At 66.1% G+C, this 16,414-nt stretch carries 12 protein-coding genes; 4 read left to right on the top strand and 8 right to left on the bottom strand.

The features are described from left to right. Nucleotides 1-22 precede the first annotated feature (22 nt). From AB0300_RS03285 to AB0300_RS03270, 4 genes are read right to left on the bottom strand one after another with little or no spacing between them, the layout of a single operon-like run. Entirely contained in the window at nt 23-1,666 is a 1,644-nt protein-coding gene (locus AB0300_RS03285) for an amidohydrolase (RefSeq protein ID WP_303708937.1), read from the bottom strand. A gap of 19 nt (nt 1,667-1,685) precedes the next feature. Then, nucleotides 1,686-2,789, bottom strand: a complete 1,104-nt coding sequence (locus AB0300_RS03280; protein WP_366215463.1) for a C45 family peptidase — start codon at nt 2,787-2,789, stop codon at nt 1,686-1,688. Continuing rightward, nucleotides 2,786-4,507 (bottom strand): amidase, encoded by a 1,722-nt coding sequence (locus AB0300_RS03275; RefSeq protein ID WP_366215462.1) that lies wholly within the window; start codon nt 4,505-4,507, stop codon nt 2,786-2,788. The genes AB0300_RS03280 and AB0300_RS03275 overlap by 4 nt, the downstream gene beginning before the upstream one ends. Beyond that, nucleotides 4,504-5,547, bottom strand: a complete 1,044-nt coding sequence (locus tag AB0300_RS03270) for an agmatine deiminase family protein (RefSeq protein ID WP_366215461.1) — start codon at nt 5,545-5,547, stop codon at nt 4,504-4,506. The genes AB0300_RS03275 and AB0300_RS03270 overlap by 4 nt, the downstream gene beginning before the upstream one ends. 72 nt (nt 5,548-5,619) lie before the next feature. On the opposite strand from AB0300_RS03270, the gene AB0300_RS03265 reads away from it, so the two are divergent. Then, a complete protein-coding gene (locus AB0300_RS03265; protein ID WP_366215460.1) occupies nt 5,620-6,258 on the top strand; it encodes a TetR family transcriptional regulator C-terminal domain-containing protein in 639 nt (212 codons plus the stop codon). Nucleotides 6,259-6,577: 319 nt separating this feature from the next. Here the strand turns inward: AB0300_RS03265 and AB0300_RS03260 are convergent, their stop codons facing one another. The 3 genes from AB0300_RS03260 to AB0300_RS03250 form a co-directional block, all read right to left on the bottom strand. Next, on the bottom strand, nt 6,578-7,222 hold the full coding sequence (locus tag AB0300_RS03260; protein WP_149085713.1) for a hypothetical protein: 645 nt from the start codon (nt 7,220-7,222) through the stop codon (nt 6,578-6,580). Nucleotides 7,223-7,224: 2 nt separating this feature from the next. Continuing rightward, nucleotides 7,225-8,226, bottom strand: a complete 1,002-nt coding sequence (locus tag AB0300_RS03255; RefSeq protein WP_126892908.1) for a CFI-box-CTERM domain-containing protein — start codon at nt 8,224-8,226, stop codon at nt 7,225-7,227. A gap of 86 nt (nt 8,227-8,312) precedes the next feature. Further along, nucleotides 8,313-13,700 (bottom strand): DUF3320 domain-containing protein, encoded by a 5,388-nt coding sequence (locus tag AB0300_RS03250; protein ID WP_126892907.1) that lies wholly within the window; start codon nt 13,698-13,700, stop codon nt 8,313-8,315. Nucleotides 13,701-13,981: 281 nt separating this feature from the next. Here AB0300_RS03250 and AB0300_RS03245 point away from each other — a divergent pair, with 281 nt between their 5' ends. The 3 genes from AB0300_RS03245 (at nt 13,982) to AB0300_RS03235 (ending at nt 15,706) form a co-directional block, all read left to right on the top strand. Next, nucleotides 13,982-14,491 (top strand): hypothetical protein, encoded by a 510-nt coding sequence (locus AB0300_RS03245; RefSeq protein WP_105950077.1) that lies wholly within the window; start codon nt 13,982-13,984, stop codon nt 14,489-14,491. Continuing rightward, entirely contained in the window at nt 14,491-14,973 is a 483-nt protein-coding gene (locus AB0300_RS03240; RefSeq protein WP_105950078.1) for a hypothetical protein, read from the top strand. The genes AB0300_RS03245 and AB0300_RS03240 overlap by 1 nt, the downstream gene beginning before the upstream one ends. A 163-nt stretch (nt 14,974-15,136) precedes the next feature. Then, nucleotides 15,137-15,706: a hypothetical protein gene (locus tag AB0300_RS03235; RefSeq protein WP_105950079.1), complete on the top strand. Its 570-nt coding sequence runs from the start codon at nt 15,137-15,139 to the stop codon at nt 15,704-15,706. 267 nt (nt 15,707-15,973) lie between these two features. On the opposite strand, the gene AB0300_RS03230 is transcribed toward AB0300_RS03235, so the two are convergent. Further along, a complete protein-coding gene (locus AB0300_RS03230; RefSeq protein WP_366215459.1) occupies nt 15,974-16,318 on the bottom strand; it encodes a hypothetical protein in 345 nt (114 codons plus the stop codon). Nucleotides 16,319-16,414: the final 96 nt, after the last annotated feature.

Genomic DNA, 16,414 nt, shown 5'->3' with positions numbered 1-16,414 from the left:
TTCGGGATTCAGGAGCGGGAGCTCATGGCCGCCGGTAGGCGACCTCGCCGTGCACGAGGGTGAGCAGCACGGCACCGGTGAGCAGGTCGTCGGTCGGCGCGGACAGCGGGTCGATGTCCAGCACGGCGACGTTCGCGAAGAAACCGGGCGCGATCCGGCCGTAGGCGTCGTCGATCGCACCGACGTGGGCCGCGCCGGACGTCGCCGCAGCGAGTGCCTGCGCGGCGGTGAACGCACGCTCGGGGTGGTACGGCGGCAGCGCGCGGTCGATCGAGGATCGCCCGGACATCGCGATGAACAGGTTGTGCAGAGCCTCGTGGGGTGCGGTGGGGGCGTCGGTACCCAGCGCGATGGGAACATCGACGTCGCGGAACCAGTTCCACGGGAAGCCGTCCTCGGCGCGCTGATCTCCGAGCATCGCCATCCAGTTGTCCAGGATGGCGGGGTCGCAGTGCACCGGCTGCATGGATGCCGCGATGCCGTGCGCGCGCATCCGTGCGACCGTCTCGGGCGCGACCGACTCCAGGTGCTCGATGCGCGGGCGGCGGGCGGTGCCGGTGCCGTTCGCCCGCTCACAGGCCTCGACGAGGTCGACGGCCAGTGCGCTCGCCGCGTCTCCGATCGCGTGCATCGCGAGCTGCAGGCCGGCGCGGTCGGCGGCGATCGCGACCGGCGTCGCGGCCTCGCGGCTCCAGATCGGGTGGGCGTTCGAGCCGTCGGCGTACGGGCGCACCATCGCGGCGGTGCACGCGTCGATCACGCCGTCGAGGATGAACTTCACTCCGACGACCTTCAGCCATGGCGTGCCCGTGGCCTCGAGCTCGTCACGCAGCTGGACCGCACGCTCGACCTGGGCGAGATCGGCTGCCGGGTCGCCGGTGGAGCTCAGCCACCAGTGCGCGGTGACCGGGAACGGCAGCCGACCGTCGCGGTCGAGCCGACGCCGCAGCGCCGCCATCGACTGCTCTGTCATCCCCATGTCGGCGGCACCGGTGACGCCGGCCGCCAGATACGCGGCGAAGGCGAGCTCCAGGTGGCCGTCGACCTCCTCCTCGGTCCGGATGCCGTCGAGATAGTCCGCGAGCAGATCCATGGCCGCGGTCTCGAGCAGGAACCCGGTCGCCTCTCCGTCGCCGTCCCGCACGACCTGGCCGCCGATCGGGTCGACGGTGTCGCGGTCGATTCCGGCAGCGCGCAGCGCGGCTGTGTTCACCCAGGTGCTGTGGAGGTCGTTCGCGTCGAGGAAGACCGGGATGTCGTCGATCACCTCGTCGATCATCGCCGCGGTCGGCTGGGTGACGCCGTCAGGCAGAGCGTCGAACAGCCAGCTGACGCCCTCGATGATCGTCGCGTCCGGGTTCATCGCCCGCGCCTCGAGCAGCCGCTGCTGAATCTGTGCCACCGAGGTGCAGTCGCGGAGTTGCACCTTGCCCTGCGCGTGGCCGAACATCGCCAGATGCGCGTGCGCCTCGATGACACCGGGCATCACGAAGGCCCCGTCAAGGTCCACGACCGCGGCACCCTCACCTGCCGCGGAGCGGACCTCCGTCTCCGTGCCGACAGCGAGGATGCGATCGCCGCGCACGGCGAACGCGGACTGCACCGGAGCATCCGCGAGCCCGTCGAAGACGGTGGCGTTGCGATAGACGGTGGCGGTGTCGGTCATGGTGGTCCCTTCGATCGGGTCAGAGCGCGAGCGCCAGATGCGGGCGGGTGGCGGTTTCAGCCGGAGTGCCGTCGAGCACGTCGGCCCGACGACCGACGGGGTCGAGCACGACGGTGGCCAGGCTGGCCCACCGCTGTCCCATCGGAAGCGCGAGGTCGGGTACGCAGGTCACCGGAGGCTCGCCGTCGCCGGTCACGAGCATCGCGCGCAGCTGCTCGGCATCCGTCGGCGCGCCGACGGACGGCAGTCGGTCTCGCAGGAACTCCCATCGCAGACCGGAGTCGGGCTGGTACAGCCAGGTCTTCTCGTGCGCCGCCGGCGCTTCGGTGAGGAAGTGATTCGTGCGCAGCCAGGTGCCCTCGGTGATGGCAGGCGCGGAGAACACGCCTTCGGGGCTGATGTCGAGCAGCACCGCGTCGCCCGCGGCGTCGAAGAGCGCGAACGAGCCCGAGCTCGTGACCGGCGCCTCGCGCACCAGCTCGACGGCGTGCGCGACACTGGAGGCCTCCTCGAGCACGAGAGCGGCGAGCACGTGCATCGGGATGCCCTCGGGCCGGTCGGACCGGTGCCCCAGGATGTTGAAGTGCAGCGCGACGCCGGCGCTGTTCAGGCCGATCTTGCCGAGGATGCCGCATTCGGTGAGCCCGGCGTAGTCGTGGACGCCGCCGCGCGAGATGATCGTGTGCCAGTACGGCGCGATCTCCATGTGCCAGTCCCACGTCTGCACGCCGAGGGTGCGCGCGCGGCCGTCCGCATCGCGGATCGAGCGCACGATGGTCGAGCACTCCCCCGGCGGTACGGCGACGCTGCGGGAGAGGATCTCCGTTCGCCCGTTCAAGGCTGCGACGCGCCAGATCTCGGCGTCCGCACCGGCGGCGATGCCCTCGATCTGCGCGCGCAGCGCCGGACGGTGGGCGTCGACTGCGTCGAGCAGCCGCTCGGCGTCGTCGCGCACGGTCTTCTCGTCGACGGCGCCGAGGCGGAAGAGCCGATCATACGCGTCGATCGTGCCGGGCAGAGTCTCCCGCAGCTGCCTGCCGCGCTCGACGCCGCGCTGGAGCGGATCCGAGGCATCGGCCGTGATCTGCAAGCGCCGCTCCGGGCGCGGAAAGGGCGACGTCACGAGATTTCCTCTCCGGGAAGAGCGGGAGTGCGCGGCGGTGCAGTACGGCGCTCGCCGGTCGCCTCGAACGCGGCGGCGAGGCGCAGCAGGGCGGTATCGTCCCAGCCGCGGCCCGCGATGGTCAGACCCACCGGCATCCCGATGTCTGCCGTCGTGCCCATCGGCACCGTGACGGTCGGGATGCCGAGATGTCGGATCGCGAGATTCCCGTTCGCGACCCACACGCCGTTGCGCCAGCCGGCGTCGGCGGATGCCGGGTTCACGTCCATGTCGGCGGGGCCGACGTCGGCGACGGCGGGGAAGATCACGGCGTCGAGGCCGAGCGCGTCCATCCACTCCTCGAGGTCGACGCGGCGGGTCTCCTCGAGCCCGCGCACACCCTCCTCGAGATACGGGATGTCGGTGAATGACGCGTACGGGCGCTCGCGGACGAAGGCCGGATACTCGGCGATCTCGTCGTCGAAGCCGGTGTAGCGACCCGGGAGGGCACCTTCCGGATGCGGGAAGATGCGCGCGCCGTCGACGAGGTCGAGCCGATCGAGCGCGGGGTCGCCGTTCGCGCGCAGGAAGTCGTCCCACGCCCAGGCGGAGAGATCCTCGATCTCGGAGCGCAGGAACCGCTCGGACACCAGTCCCCTGGTGCGCACGGTCGGCGCCCCGGCGCGGTCGCCCTCGTAGTTGGTGACGACCGGGAAGTCGACGTCGACCACGTGGGCGCCGGCGTCTTCGAGGTCTCGGCGTGCCTGCTCCCAGAGCTCGATGACGGACGCCCTGGTCACGATGCGCTGCCCGGTGGCGCCTCCGATGGTGGTGCCGGTGCCGGCATCCGGATCGGCATTGACGTACATGCGCGGCACGCCGAAGCGCCGGCCTGCAAGAGCGGAACGAGGGTCGGCCGCGGCGAGGTCGCGGTACGACGCCGGACGCACCTCGGATGCCGCAGGAATACGCACCCACGGCTGGGCGCGCCAGAAGTCGCCGCGGACGTCGGCGTCGTCGGCGACGATCACGTCGAGCACCTCGAAGAGATCGGCCATCGTACGGGTATGCGGCACCACGACGTCCATCGTGGGCACGAGCGGCCAGTTGCCGCGCACCGAGATGACGCCGCGGCTGGGCGTGTATGCGCAGAGGGCGTTGTTCGACGCCGGTGCCCGACCGCTCGACCAGGTCTCCTCGCCGAGTCCGAAGGCCGCGAAGCTCGCGGCGGTCGCGGTGCCCGATCCGTTGGAGGAGCCGGATCCGAATGCACTGGTCAGCCAGTCGGCGCTGTACGGGCTCTCCGCCCGTCCGTACACACCGCGCTGCATCCCGCCGTTCGCCATCGGCGGCATGTTGGTCAGCCCGAGGCAGATCGCCCCGCCGGCCCTGAGCCGTGCGATCGTGAACGCGTCCCGCTGCGCGACCAGATCCGCGAACGCCGGGGATCCGCATGCCGCGGTGAGCCCGGAAACGAGGTAGCTGTCCTTCGCCGTGTACGGGATGCCGTCCAGCGGGCCGAGCGAGTGCCGGGCCGCCCTGCGGGCATCGGACGCCGCGGCTTCGGCGAGTGCATCGGGGTTGCGGACGACGACCGCGTTGAGTGCGGTCTCGGTGCCGGGTGCGTCGTACGCGTCGATGCGGGCGAGATAGGCCCGCACCAGCGCGACGCTCGTCGCTGCACCGGTCTCGAGCGCTCGCCGCAGGTCCGCGATGGATGCGTCGACCACGTCGATCATGCGGGCACCTCGCTCGTGGCCGGCTGCTGCTGGGTGATGCAGTGGATGCCGCCGCCGCGCGCGAAGATCGGGCGCGCGTCGACGGTCACGATCTGTCGCCCGGGGTACGCGGCTCCGAGGATGTCCCGCGCACGGGCATCGGCGGCGTCCTCGCCGAACCCGCAGGCGATGACGGCGTCGTTCACCACGAGGTGGTTGATGTAGCTCCAGTCCACGTAGCCCTCGTCGTCGCGGAGGGTCTCGGGTGCCGGGACGTCGACGATCTCGAGCGGGCGGCCCGCGGCATCCGTCTGGTCCTGCAGGAACGCCCTCAGCTCACGCGTGACGACGTGGTCGGGGTGTCCCGCGTCGTCCTGGCGGTGCAGCAGCACCCGGCCCGGAGCGGCGAACGCGGCGACGATGTCGACGTGCCCGTTGGTGCCGAACTCGTCGTAGTCGCGCGTGAGGCCTCGGGGCAGCCAGATGGCAGTGGTCGCGCCGATCGTGCGTGCGAGTTCGGCCTCGACGCGGCCTCTGTCGGCGTAGGGGTTGCGGTTCGGGTCGAGTTGCACCGTCTCGGTGAGCAGCACCGTGCCCTCACCGTCGACGTGGATACCGCCGCCCTCATTCACGAGCACCGAACTGATGTGCTCGGCTCCGACGTGTGCGGCGACAGTGCGTGCGATGCCGGCCGACACCTGCCACTCGGCCCATGCGGGCGCGCCCCAGCCGTTGAAGATCCAGTCGACCGCGCCGAGGACGCCTGGCCGATCGTCGTCGAGGACGAAGGTGGGGCCGAAGTCGCGCGCCCAGAACTCGTCCAGCGGCGACTCGACGATCTCGACGGCCGAGCCGAGCATGTCCCGCGCCCGCGCCATCTCGGTCGGGTCCACGACCATCGTCACCGGTTCGAACTCGGCGATCGCCAGGGCGACGTCGGTCCACGCGCGGTACGCGGTGTCGCGCCAAGCAGCACCGTCGCCCAGGGTGACGCCCACGCGCGGAAACGCCATCCAGGTGCGTTCGTGCCGATCGCCCTCGTGCGGCATCCGCCAGCCCATGTCATCTCCTTTGCCGACAACGGGTTGTTGGTCACGTGACCAATACAGGAATGTTCCTACACTGGAGGCACCATGTCAACATCCGATACGCGTCCACGAACCAGGAAGACGCCGGAGCAGCGCGCCGGCGAGATCTACGACGCCGCGATCGCGATCGCCGGGGAGAAGGGACTGTCCGCACTGACGCTGCGGGCGGTCGCCAGCAGGGCAGGGGTGGCGCCGGGGCTCGTCTCGCACTACGCATCCAGCATGGACGAGTTGGTCGCGCGCACCTTCCGCGAGCTGACGGCATCCGAACTGGACGACGTCCGCACCCAGGCCGAGACCGAGAGCGAGCCGGCGGCACGGATGGCGCGGATGATCTCCACGGTGCTCAGCAGCGACCACGACGACATCACGCTCGTGTGGGTGGATGCCTGGTCCCTCGGCCGCGGCAGCGCGGCGCTGTCGGTGGCCATCGACGAGCAAATGGGCGCCTGGCAGTCGTTCATCGCGCAGCTCATCGAGGAGGGCCGGCGCTCCGGCGTGTTCCGCACCGACGACACGGATGCCGTGGCCTGGCAGATCCTCGCCATGATCGACGGCATCGCAGCGCATGCGCTGACGCGCCGTACCGACGCGGCGCTGTTCGCCGCTCGGCTGGCACAGGCCTGCGAGACGCTGGTCGGCGCGCCCCAGGGGACGATCGCGGAGCTCCTTCCCACGCGCTGACGGTCGCGGAGGCGTGCCCTCTTCGTGCCCTCGGCGATCCCAGGAATGCAGAAGGGCCGGAACCTCGTGCGAGATTCCGGCCCCGAAATGGTGGGCTGTTGGCACAACCCGCTGTGGCAAGGCTACGTACGTCGAACGTGAGGCCACTTTCCCATGAACCCCTCACCATTTTCCTGTGGTGCCGCCAGCCTCCGCAGCATCGTCCGGGCACGGGGACCAGTCCCGCTCCTGGGCAGTCAGACTACGGCCTGGTCACAGCTCCCGCGCCGGTTGACCATAGGTCTGCCTACGCGGTCACGCAGACGACGGATGCCGCTGGCTAGGAATGCTTCGAGATCTCGTCCACACTGATGGGAGCCTCATAGCTTCGACGCTCCCAGCGCAGTCCTACGGAGTCAGTGAACCGGACAACACCTTTACTCTCGGCGGGAGCGAAGAAGTCGACGAAGGGAACCGTCGCCGCTAGCGAGAAAGTCTGGGACACGCTTCCGAGGTCCTGCATGCTCTTCACCTCTGTGACACGCTCACCGTTCTTGACAGCCCACACCTCGAGCTGGGAGATGAGCAGCCCGCTGGTGTTCTGAACTTCCACCGTCGCTCCGTGGGTCAAGCCACCGCTGAACTCACCCCGCCACGACACGACTACCGCGAGAGCCTGCCTCATGACATCTCGCTGGTGGGCTAGTTCGAAGGTCGCTCGCTCATACTCCGCGGTCTTCTGTGCTGCGTCGGCAGCGTTGGCCGCATGCTCGGCCGATTTCTCGCCGACCCGCGCTGCGTCTCGAGCGGCGGTAGCGGCACGCCACGCGGCGACAGCGGCGAAGAGGCCGACGACGGCGGCAATTACAGACACTGCCAGCCCCAGTATTGCGAGGAACTCGTCGCCCACCACCTCCACTTGAACGGGCGGCGCCGCCATCGCGAACGGAGCGCTAGTAGGAGAAGGAAAAGGGCCGAAGATCACGGTCACAGTCTGCCAACACCATTCTTCGCGAACGTCCGTTCGACGCCTGAGCGAATGCATGTTCTCCTCGGTGCTGCGAGTCCATCGGTAGCGCGGGTGACCTCATCATCCCTGCCTCCGTCATTGGAACGAAGACGGTCCACCACAAAGTCGAGCATTCCTCGAATCCGAGCACTCAGTCTCTTGTGCCTTGGCAGTCGTCTAGCTAGCGAGGGGCTAAGCGCGTAGTACGTTGCGATGAAAGTTCGGCCAAGCGCCGTGCGCCGAAGGCGTTCGTCTCGGAACTCACGAAGCACCATCACCTCAGGCGCGTCGTAGCTTCCGTAGACGGCCGTAGCGATGTAGCACCCGCCTGTCGACTTCGGGGTCGCTGCAGACGTATCAACTGTTTCTCGCACGTTGGTTGCGCGAAGGTCGGCAACGATTTGCCGATATGGCCTAGGAAGCACGTAGTTGGGGTTCCCTGAAAAGTCGCGAAGCCGCGATGCGCACGACTCCTCTGTCTGCAAAGCGCCGAGAACGTCTGCCAGATCGTCTTGCGGCGGGTATGGCAACTGCTCGTACAGCCTCGCTGCGTCGTAACGCTCGTAGACAGAAACGGCGGCCCTAATGAGGGCGACCGCCCCTCGGGCATCACCGCCGCAGAGAGTTGTTTTCCACAAGTTCCTGAGGTTGCCGAGGTCAAAGTGGCCTTCTAGCCGAAAGGACTCGATGAGCTTCTCTGCGGACGCGAGGTACTCACCTCTGCGCTTCATAGCTGTGGCTTCGAGCCGGAGAGCCGCAGGATCGGAGTAAGTGAAGAGCATGCTCGGCTCAGCGCCAGACGAAGCCGCAAGTCCCCACCCGAGCTTTCCCGATGCTCTGTCAGCATCGGACATCTGTGTGAGCGTGACCGTCTCAGTCAAGCCTTCGTTGATGTAGGGCATTGCGGCTGTATCCAGCTCAGTTGCGAATGCACTCACGAGGGCCTTGAGCTTCTCGACCTGTGTGCTGTCGTACACCATCGCCTATTCCTTTCCTACTCGCGCGAGAACTTTGCCTCGAGCTGCTGCCATCATCATCGAAGTCCGTAGGCCGATGGCCGACTGCGTCACTTAGCTGGTGGTGCCGACAAGGTATCGCCGGATTCGGCGAGAACCCCGCGGGCAACGGCGCGGTCGACAGCTGCATTCACGCGCTGGTCTACGATGGCGCCCGTCCGCGTCCAGCCGAACTGGCGCGCGATGGCGTTCACCACCTCTGAACGTGACGCTCCACCGACGTCTCGTACGAGCATCTCGGCGGCGAGCGCGAACTCGTCGAGGTGGACCTGGTCTGGCTTGCGGTTGTGGTCGCGTGACCGCACCTTGGTTACCGCGCGGTCTTTCACATCGACGAAATCGCCTTCTCGGGCGAGGCCCGCTTTGGTGATGGCTAGGTCGATGTTTTCCTTGAGTCGAGCGGTGACTCGCCCGACGGACCACCATTCTCGGATCCGCTCGCTGACGGTGTCGAGGTGCACAGGGCCTTCAACCAGGACGAGCGCCCTGAGGGGTTCAACCAGGTGGAGATGGTTGCCGGGCTCTGCTGGCTGAACCCAGTAGGGCAACGCGACCGGTTCCGCCTCGATGTAGTCGACAGCCCAGGTGAAGGGCACTTCGACTTCCGCCGCGGTCGTCTCAACCGTCGCGCGCGGAATTGTGAAGTTCCGCTTACGGGTCGCAGTTCCCGTGACCGCGGCTTCGATGGCCGCCCGGAGGCGTTCTTCTTCCTGATGACGGTCTCGGTACCATCCGGTGCCCCAGATCCGGTGGAGGGTCCACCCGAGGCCTGAGAGCACTTGGTCCCTGAGCCGATCCCGGTCACGTGCGGCGGGTGCCGAGTGGTACTGGTAGCCGTCGCACTCGACGCCGAGGGCGAAGGAGCCGGGCTTGGCGGGGTGTCGCACACCGATGTCGATGCGGAAGCCTGCGGCCCCCACTTGGGGCTCCACGACATAGCCCCAGGACTGTATCGCCCGGATTACGGATTCTTCGAACGGGGAGTCCGGCATGAGCCCCGTCACTGAGGCTTGCGTGCCGAGTACAGAGATGCCTCTGCGTGCGAAGTCTAGATACGAGCGCAGGGCTTCAACGTTCTCATTCGTGGATTGTGGGATATCGCCTGCGTCTATGGATGCGACGACCTCGATGCGTTGCCTTGCGCGTGTGACTCCCACGTTGAGGCGACGCCATCCCCTGTCTTTATTGAGGACACCGAAGTTGGTGGAGATCTTGCCCGCTTCGTCTGGGCCGTACCCGATGGAGAAGACGATGACGTCGCGTTCGTCACCTTGAACCGACTCGAGCGACCTGACGAAGAATCCATTGAGTCGGTCGCTCTTGTCGAAATGAGGATCGAGATCTCTGTGCTGCCCACGAAGCTCGTCGACCGCGGCCACGACGGCGTCGGCCTGCGCGACGGAGAAGGTGACGACGCCGAGGGAGAGCCCGGGTCTTGTCCGGTAGTGCTGAATGACTCTTTCGGCGACGGCTTTGGCTTCCTTCGGGTTGTCTGCTCCCCCGCCTCGGCGATACATCCCGTCTACGTGGAAGAACTCGACTCCGACGTCTGGTCCTTCGTCCTGCGCGGACGGGTAGGTGACGAGGTGCCCCTCGTAGAACCGGTAGTTCGAGAAGGCGATGAGGGCTTCGTGACGTGACCTGTAGTGCCATCTGAGGCCCAGGTTTCGGAAGGCACCGGAGGACTTGGCGAGTTCGAGGATCGAGGTGAAGTCTTTGACGTCCGAGTCCTCTTCGTCGGAGTCGTCGGATTCCACCGCCCGTTCGAAGAATTGCGACGGTGGAAGCTGCTTGTCGTCGCCGGCGAGGATGAAGGATCTGCCGCGGTAGATGCAGTTGATGGAGTCGCCCGGGGTGACCTGGGATGCCTCGTCGAAGATGACGACGTCGAACTTCAGGTCGTGCGGAAGGTACTGCGAGACCGCCAGTGGAGACATCATGAAAACGGGCTTGATGGCTTGAATCGCGGTGCGCGCCTGGGTGATGAGGTTGCGAACCGCCATGTGGCGTTTCTGCTTCATGCCCTCCCGCCGGATGAGGGCGGGCTCTCCCAGCGAGGTGTTCGCGGGCCGCCGCGTGTTCGCGGACTGGATGATGTCGCTGGTGGCTGCTGCGACGATCTCTCGGTCGAGCTTCTGGAACTCGGCGACGAGGGCTTCTCGGTCTGCGGCGAGTAGTGGATGCAAGCGGGTGTCAGTTCGAATGTGCTCGTCCGCCCACGCGCGCAGCAATGCACGCTCGATGACTTTCGGAACGTCCGCAGCCTGCAAGCGCTGCTCGATACAGAAGTTGACGGTCTCATCGAGGTCGAGTTCGCGAAGCTCGGCGCGGATTGCCTGATAGTCGAACCACTCCTGTTGACCGATGGTGTCGGACTGGAAGTCGCTCAGAAGCTCGAAGGCAGTCACGAAGTCGCCGAAGTCCTCCCTCAGCTCGTCCGTCCGCGACGAGTCGAACGCGTTGAGGATCTCGTCGCGCGCGCTCTCCCACTTGCGGAGGACAGACTCAAGGCTGCCTACGGGAGAGGACTGGACCAGAGCAGAAACTTGGTGGGGCGATAGCGCAGCGCCCGCAAGCTCGCGAACTCTCCCCGCCCATCCCAGGGCCACGTCCACGACGGTGAGGTCGGTGCGGGCGCCTTGGTAAAGGTCTCCGAACTGGGCGCTCAGGTCGGTCGTCGCCAAGTCCAGCTCTCGCGTACAAGCGCGCACATCCTGGACTGCAGCGATGACCGCGTCAGCATCTTCAAGAGTGTGCTCTCTGCCGGTGTGGGCTGACACCGACTCGATCCGCTCAGCGGCGCTCCTCATGGGGGCGACGTGCGTGGACAGCCACGCGACCGAAGTCGCCGGTTGCTCGACGAGCAGTTCCGGTCGCCCGGCCAGAGCAGGAGGCGATGCAACAGTTGCTCGCCAGTTGACGAGCTCGAGACGCACGGACTCCGCAACTGCCGCCTCAGCGGGGTCAACCGTCGCGGAAGCCAGGTAGGCGACCGTCGAGCGAGAGACCATGTCACCGCTGAGAGTTATGGCTTCCTCGGCCGCTCCGAGGTATCGGTCGACCGCTTCCCAGTCGGTGGACCGTCCCTGCCACCATCGCCCGAGCAGATGCCCGGAGGCGACGCCGGCGGCCTCGAACTTTCCGACGGCATCGGACCAGGCGATGGCATCCGAAAGGTGGGCGATGCCTGACTTCACCTCCTTCGCGTCGGCGAGGAGCGCTCCGAGCGCCTTCTTGTCGGTACGGTACGCGCCGGACAGTTTTCGGAGTCCGGTGTGGAGGTTGGCGAAGCGCTCCTGGAGATCCCGCAGCGGTGCCGTGAGAGCGCTCGGGGTGAAAAGTCCGCTCGCTTGTGATTCGCTTCGCTCGAGCGCGAGAGCTTCGAGACGAAGAGTGTTTGCGGCTTCGCGGGCTGCGTGGAGACCGGAGGCTGTGAGCCAAGCGGCTTCGATGCCGGGGAACTCGCGATGTATTTCAGTGATGCGCACGACACGGTCTGCGTCAGCGAAGGAAAGAGGGGTGCCCACCCCGACGAGGTGCGCGAGGTTGCCGACGGCGTTGATCGCGGCTGTGAGCGATACCGCCCTGGCTGCGAAGGAGTCTGCGGTGCCTCTCAGCGTCTGCGCGGTGAGCCCGGCGAGGTCAACTGCCCCGCGAACGGCGATGGCCTCCGAGTGCGCGGGGAAGTCGATGGGCAGCTGCTCGTGGCCGACACCCGCCAGTTCGAGAACGAGGTCAGCAGCGCGCTGGTACGTGGTGACCAGATCGCCTAGGCGTTGACGATCTGCGTGGATGGAAGTCTGGTCGACTGCGGTCAGCCATGCATCGTTGACGAAGCCGGGACGGTGAACGTGTTGGAGATCCAGCAACTCCATCAACGTCGTCGTTTGGCGAGGCGTGCGCAGTCCGAACGAATCGACGACATCGTCATTGAGGCGAATCGTGCCTTGGAGCTCTTCCAGGGCGCTGACTGCGGAATAGAGGCGAGATTCGAGCGAGGAGGGATCCGTGACAGCGCGCCAAAGGAAAGTCGAGCCTTGCGCAGCGGGGCGCCATGTTCGTTCAAGGCGACTGAGAGTGTCGCCGAGTGCTGCGCGCCCCTCTTCTGACAGTTGGAGAGGTGGGCGACCCGGAGCGGGAGCAACGGGCACGTGGACGAGCTCGGCGAGTTCACCAAGGACATCGTGAAGCGATGCCTGCAGTGGTGAGCGAAGCTCGTTCATCGCCAGCGCGTAGGAGTTGAGTCGGCGGCGACGGTCTTCAAGGGCTGAGCGAGATGGGGCGCTCATCGCGTGGGGCGGTTGGGCGACGTTGTCGAGGGTGCGAAGGAGTTCGGATGCGACGTCTTTGCGGTTTGTCTTGTGAGAGTGCAGCTCGAGCAGGTAACTCTCGAGACCGCTGTCTTTGAGGCGGTTCTTCACCACATCGAGTGCGGCGATTTTCTCCGAGACGAAGAGCACCGACTTGCCGGCGTGCATGAGCGCGCCGATCATGTTGGCGATGGTTTGAGACTTCCCCGTTCCTGGCGGTCCGTCCATCACGAAGCTGCGTCCGGCCAAGGCGGCTGCGACAGCGGCACGTTGAGAGGAGTCCGCGTCGAGCACGAGCGGTGTGCGCTCCGGCGGGGCGACCTCGTCGATGTCGGCGGGATCAACAGGGTCGAACTGGAACTCATCGCTCTGACTCGTGGGACCGCCGTTCGCCAGTGCACGGACCACCGGGTGTTCGAGGATGGTCGCTTCGTTGTCGAGGAGGTCCTTATACATGGCCTCCTTGGCGAAGGAGAATGTGGCGAGATGAACTTCCGGCTCCAAGCTCCAGTCCTTGAAATCCTTCGCCTTGCCGAGTTCTGCGGTGAAGCGGGACAGGATCTCCGAGACGGTCAGCCCCTCGACCTCTTCGTACGTCGGAAGAGTGATCCCGAACTCGTTGAGGCGCAGCGGAAGGGCAGGGTTGAGGACGGCGTCGTCCTCACCGCCCTTGATCCTCGGGGTAGCTCGAGGCCCTTCCGGGACCAACTCAACGGGGAGCAGGTAGAGCGGACTGGTCATGTCCGTCTTGTCTACGTCTTGCCACTTCAGCATGCCGAAAGCGACGTAGAGCACGGAGAGGCCGCGGTCGAGGAACTCTTCGTTCGCGCGGCGCATCAGAGTGCGGACCACAGGACCGATCTCCGCGTCTGCGCGAGGAACGTGAAGAAGCGGCCCGGAGCGTGCCGGGCGCGCTTCGCCGCTGTTCGCGTCGATGATGTCGCCGACGAAGCTCTGCAGCTTTCCGGAACGGAGCAGTTCGAGGATGGCGTCCGCGGAGGGAGCATCGAAGCTCAGCGAGGATGTCCTGGGAGCCTTGAACCGAAGGAGACGGCTTCGTCGATCCAGTCCGATGAGCCCCTCGCGCCATGTCTTCAACGCAGCACGAGTCTCGGTGGTAGTGCCCATGTCGCCCCTCCAGTGTGCCGTCGGCCGACGGTGAACCCTCACCCGACGCGATGCTTCCCCACATCGTATCGACGCGGCCGCCTCACCCGGAGAAGAAGCTTCTCCGCTCACCCCGTCGCCCGGCAGACGCACACTGCGTGATGCCAGATTCCACCTCCAGGCGCTGAGCTCACCCACGCACAACGCGCAACAAGCGTCGAAGCAGCGACCCCACGAAGGTTTCACACCGTATGGTGCACTGTATGTTGGTGGAGTACAGCACTTGAAGTAGGATCTGCAACATGAGCAACCTCATCACCATCGACGTACCGTCGGAAATCGCCGACGAAGTGCGAAGGTTCGCGGCTTTTCTCATCACCGACCAGCCGAACCGCCTCCCACGAACAGCCGTTCCGGACGACGGGATTCCCGACTATCCGCTATGGCCTGACGAACAAGTCGAGCGGTTCGCATCAGCCCCCACGACGACAGCGCGTGTTTACGTCAAGATCATGGATGCCGTCGTAGAGCACGGCGCGGCGGGCCAGTGGCTCAGCATCGCTGAACTGGCGGAGTGGACCGGACAGACGCCATCGGTGATCTCGACTTTCCGCACACACCTCTACCGCTACATCAACGCGCACCTGCCAGAGGGAACACTCGCGCCGTTCACGAGGGCAACCGGCCAAGACCTCCGCCCGGCCCGAGGACGCGAGGTCTACTACCGCATCAGCCCCGCATGCGCCGAGCAGTGGACGCGATTGCGCGGCGAAATCGAGAGAACGAGCCTCTTCGCTGGTAAGGAGTCCTAATGGTCCTCTTCAAAGACATGCTCATCGACACGCCCTACCCGATCCTCGACATCGAAGACCGCGGCGATGACAAGGATCCACTGACAAGCGAATGCACCTACTGTCGCCGCGAAGAGTGGGGACGGAACCACAGCACGCAGGACATCGTCGTGGTCCGTCGCTGGCGTGAACGCAGCGTCTGGGCCCCCGACCTCGACGGGCTCGCCAATGGCGGCTGGTTCGAATGGCGTTGCTCAAAGCACCCGTACAGATGGGAGAGTTCGCCGTACGCCGCGAATGCCCCCGACCGTCTCCGTCCAGCACCAAGTGCGCGGTGTGAGCACGTCAGCCTCGGGGACCGGTGTCGGACGCGGACGGGCGAGAACTTCGATGGCCAGTGGCTTTGCAGCGAGCACTCCACATCGGTCGTCGCGCGACTCCGGATCGAGGAGCGCATGCGCGAGATCGGCGAAGCAATCGCCGAGTCGGACCAGCACATGTGAAGCAGATGGTGGTGCCGCGTACGGCCCCACAGCACGCATGCATGCCCCCGGCAAATAGCGCAGCGCCGCGCTCGTCGTCGTCGTCGAACGTGGCCGTCACCTCACTGACGAGGGCGCTCCGACCCCAGTCCCGATGGAGCTCTACGACGGATAGGCTCACGGCATGACGATGGTCGAGCCGCCTCCTCTGGATCCGCTGACCGGAGACGAGAAGTTACTCGGACTTGACGCGTCGGTGTCTGACTTCTGGCGGTTCGCGTTGCCCGACGTGACGACGAACAATGTCCGTGGGTGGCTGGCCGAGTACCTTGTGTGGCGTGCCACCGGGGTCGAGCGGCCGGTGCGCGTCGAGTGGGACGCGTTCGACGTCCTGTGGGGCGACATCCGCATCGAGGTGAAGTCCAGCGCATTCGTGCAGCGGTGGGCGCAGCGCCAACCGTCCACGCTCGCATTCTCAGGTCTTCGTGGAAAGCTCCTCGACCCTGTGACGAACACATACGCCGCCGAGTCGACCTACAACGCCGACGTGTACGTTCTCGCCGCGAATCTCGCCGGGCGAGAGCAGTTCGATCAACTCGACATCGGGAATTGGCGATTCGCCGTGGTCTCGCGCGTTGCGCTAGAGGCAACTGGGCAGTCAACTCTCACCTGGGTGCGAGCGCAACAGCTCGCTACCGCGGTCGTCGGTTACGACGGCCTCGCGGCGGCGATCCAAGAGGCCGCCACGGGTTAGTGTTCGGGCCGGAGGCGTCGACGGGCGAGCTCCAACTCGTCACACCCGCTGATACCTCCAGGTTCGGGAGATCATCAAGGTTGTTCCGGGTGGCGGGCTTTCAGTCTGTTCGCCTGCCTGACGCGCGCCCTGAGCAACGCGTACTTACGTGCGCTTCTCCCGCCACTGCGCGAAGTCGAAGCGAACCCGAGATGCGATGTCACCGTTTTTCGCCGACCGGCAGAGATCATCCCTTCCGAAAGCCCACTGCACTGCGGACGGGCGATGCTAGACGCTGGCTTCGGCGGACGCAGAGAGAGGCGCCTCCAGAGCCTCAACGGCTGAGATCATGTCGGCGATGGAGCCAAACCGCGCGGACTCGTCGAGACTGGTCGCGCGGTTCACAATGTCACCGACCGGGCCGCTGGCGACACCCAGTCGGGTCTTGCCAGTGAAGATGAACGAGATGATTACCCCTGCGGCGTAGATGTCGTTTGTGGGCTTGAAGTCTCTGAAGGATTCCAGGAGCGGGTCGATGATCGATCCCTTCATCTCCGTCTCCGTCCGCGTGAACTCAGAGTCCCGATGCTTGTGCAGTCCGAAGTCTGACAGCTTCACGAGCACGGCGCCCATGCGGAAAGTGTCAAGGCGGGTGAGACAGATTCCGTCAGGCGGTCTGTATGAGGGCCTCCTGTGAGGGCTGGTTGATCCAGGCGGCCTCGGGCAGCT

The organism is Microbacterium sp. NPDC078814 (assembly GCF_040702645.1).
GTDB lineage: Bacteria > Actinomycetota > Actinomycetes > Actinomycetales > Microbacteriaceae > Microbacterium.
The sequence above is the reverse complement of the archived record's forward strand: the minus strand, read 5'-3'. Positions and strand labels throughout refer to the sequence as shown.

Bases quoted from the DNA above. Each gene is read 5' to 3' on its own strand.
- AB0300_RS03245 (WP_105950077.1), top strand. From the start codon at position 13,982: ATGAGCAACCTCATCACCATCGACGTACCGTCGGAAATCGCCGACGAA.
- AB0300_RS03265 (WP_366215460.1), top strand. From the start codon at position 5,620: ATGTCAACATCCGATACGCGTCCACGAACCAGGAAGACGCCGGAGCAG.
- AB0300_RS03255 (WP_126892908.1), bottom strand. From the start codon at position 8,226: ATGGTGTACGACAGCACACAGGTCGAGAAGCTCAAGGCCCTCGTGAGT.
- AB0300_RS03285 (WP_303708937.1), bottom strand. From the start codon at position 1,666: ATGACCGACACCGCCACCGTCTATCGCAACGCCACCGTCTTCGACGGG.
- AB0300_RS03235 (WP_105950079.1), top strand. From the start codon at position 15,137: ATGACGATGGTCGAGCCGCCTCCTCTGGATCCGCTGACCGGAGACGAG.
- AB0300_RS03230 (WP_366215459.1), bottom strand. From the start codon at position 16,318: ATGGGCGCCGTGCTCGTGAAGCTGTCAGACTTCGGACTGCACAAGCAT.
- AB0300_RS03275 (WP_366215462.1), bottom strand. From the start codon at position 4,507: ATGATCGACGTGGTCGACGCATCCATCGCGGACCTGCGGCGAGCGCTC.
- AB0300_RS03270 (WP_366215461.1), bottom strand. From the start codon at position 5,547: ATGGGCTGGCGGATGCCGCACGAGGGCGATCGGCACGAACGCACCTGG.
- AB0300_RS03250 (WP_126892907.1), bottom strand. From the start codon at position 13,700: ATGGGCACTACCACCGAGACTCGTGCTGCGTTGAAGACATGGCGCGAG.
- AB0300_RS03240 (WP_105950078.1), top strand. From the start codon at position 14,491: ATGGTCCTCTTCAAAGACATGCTCATCGACACGCCCTACCCGATCCTC.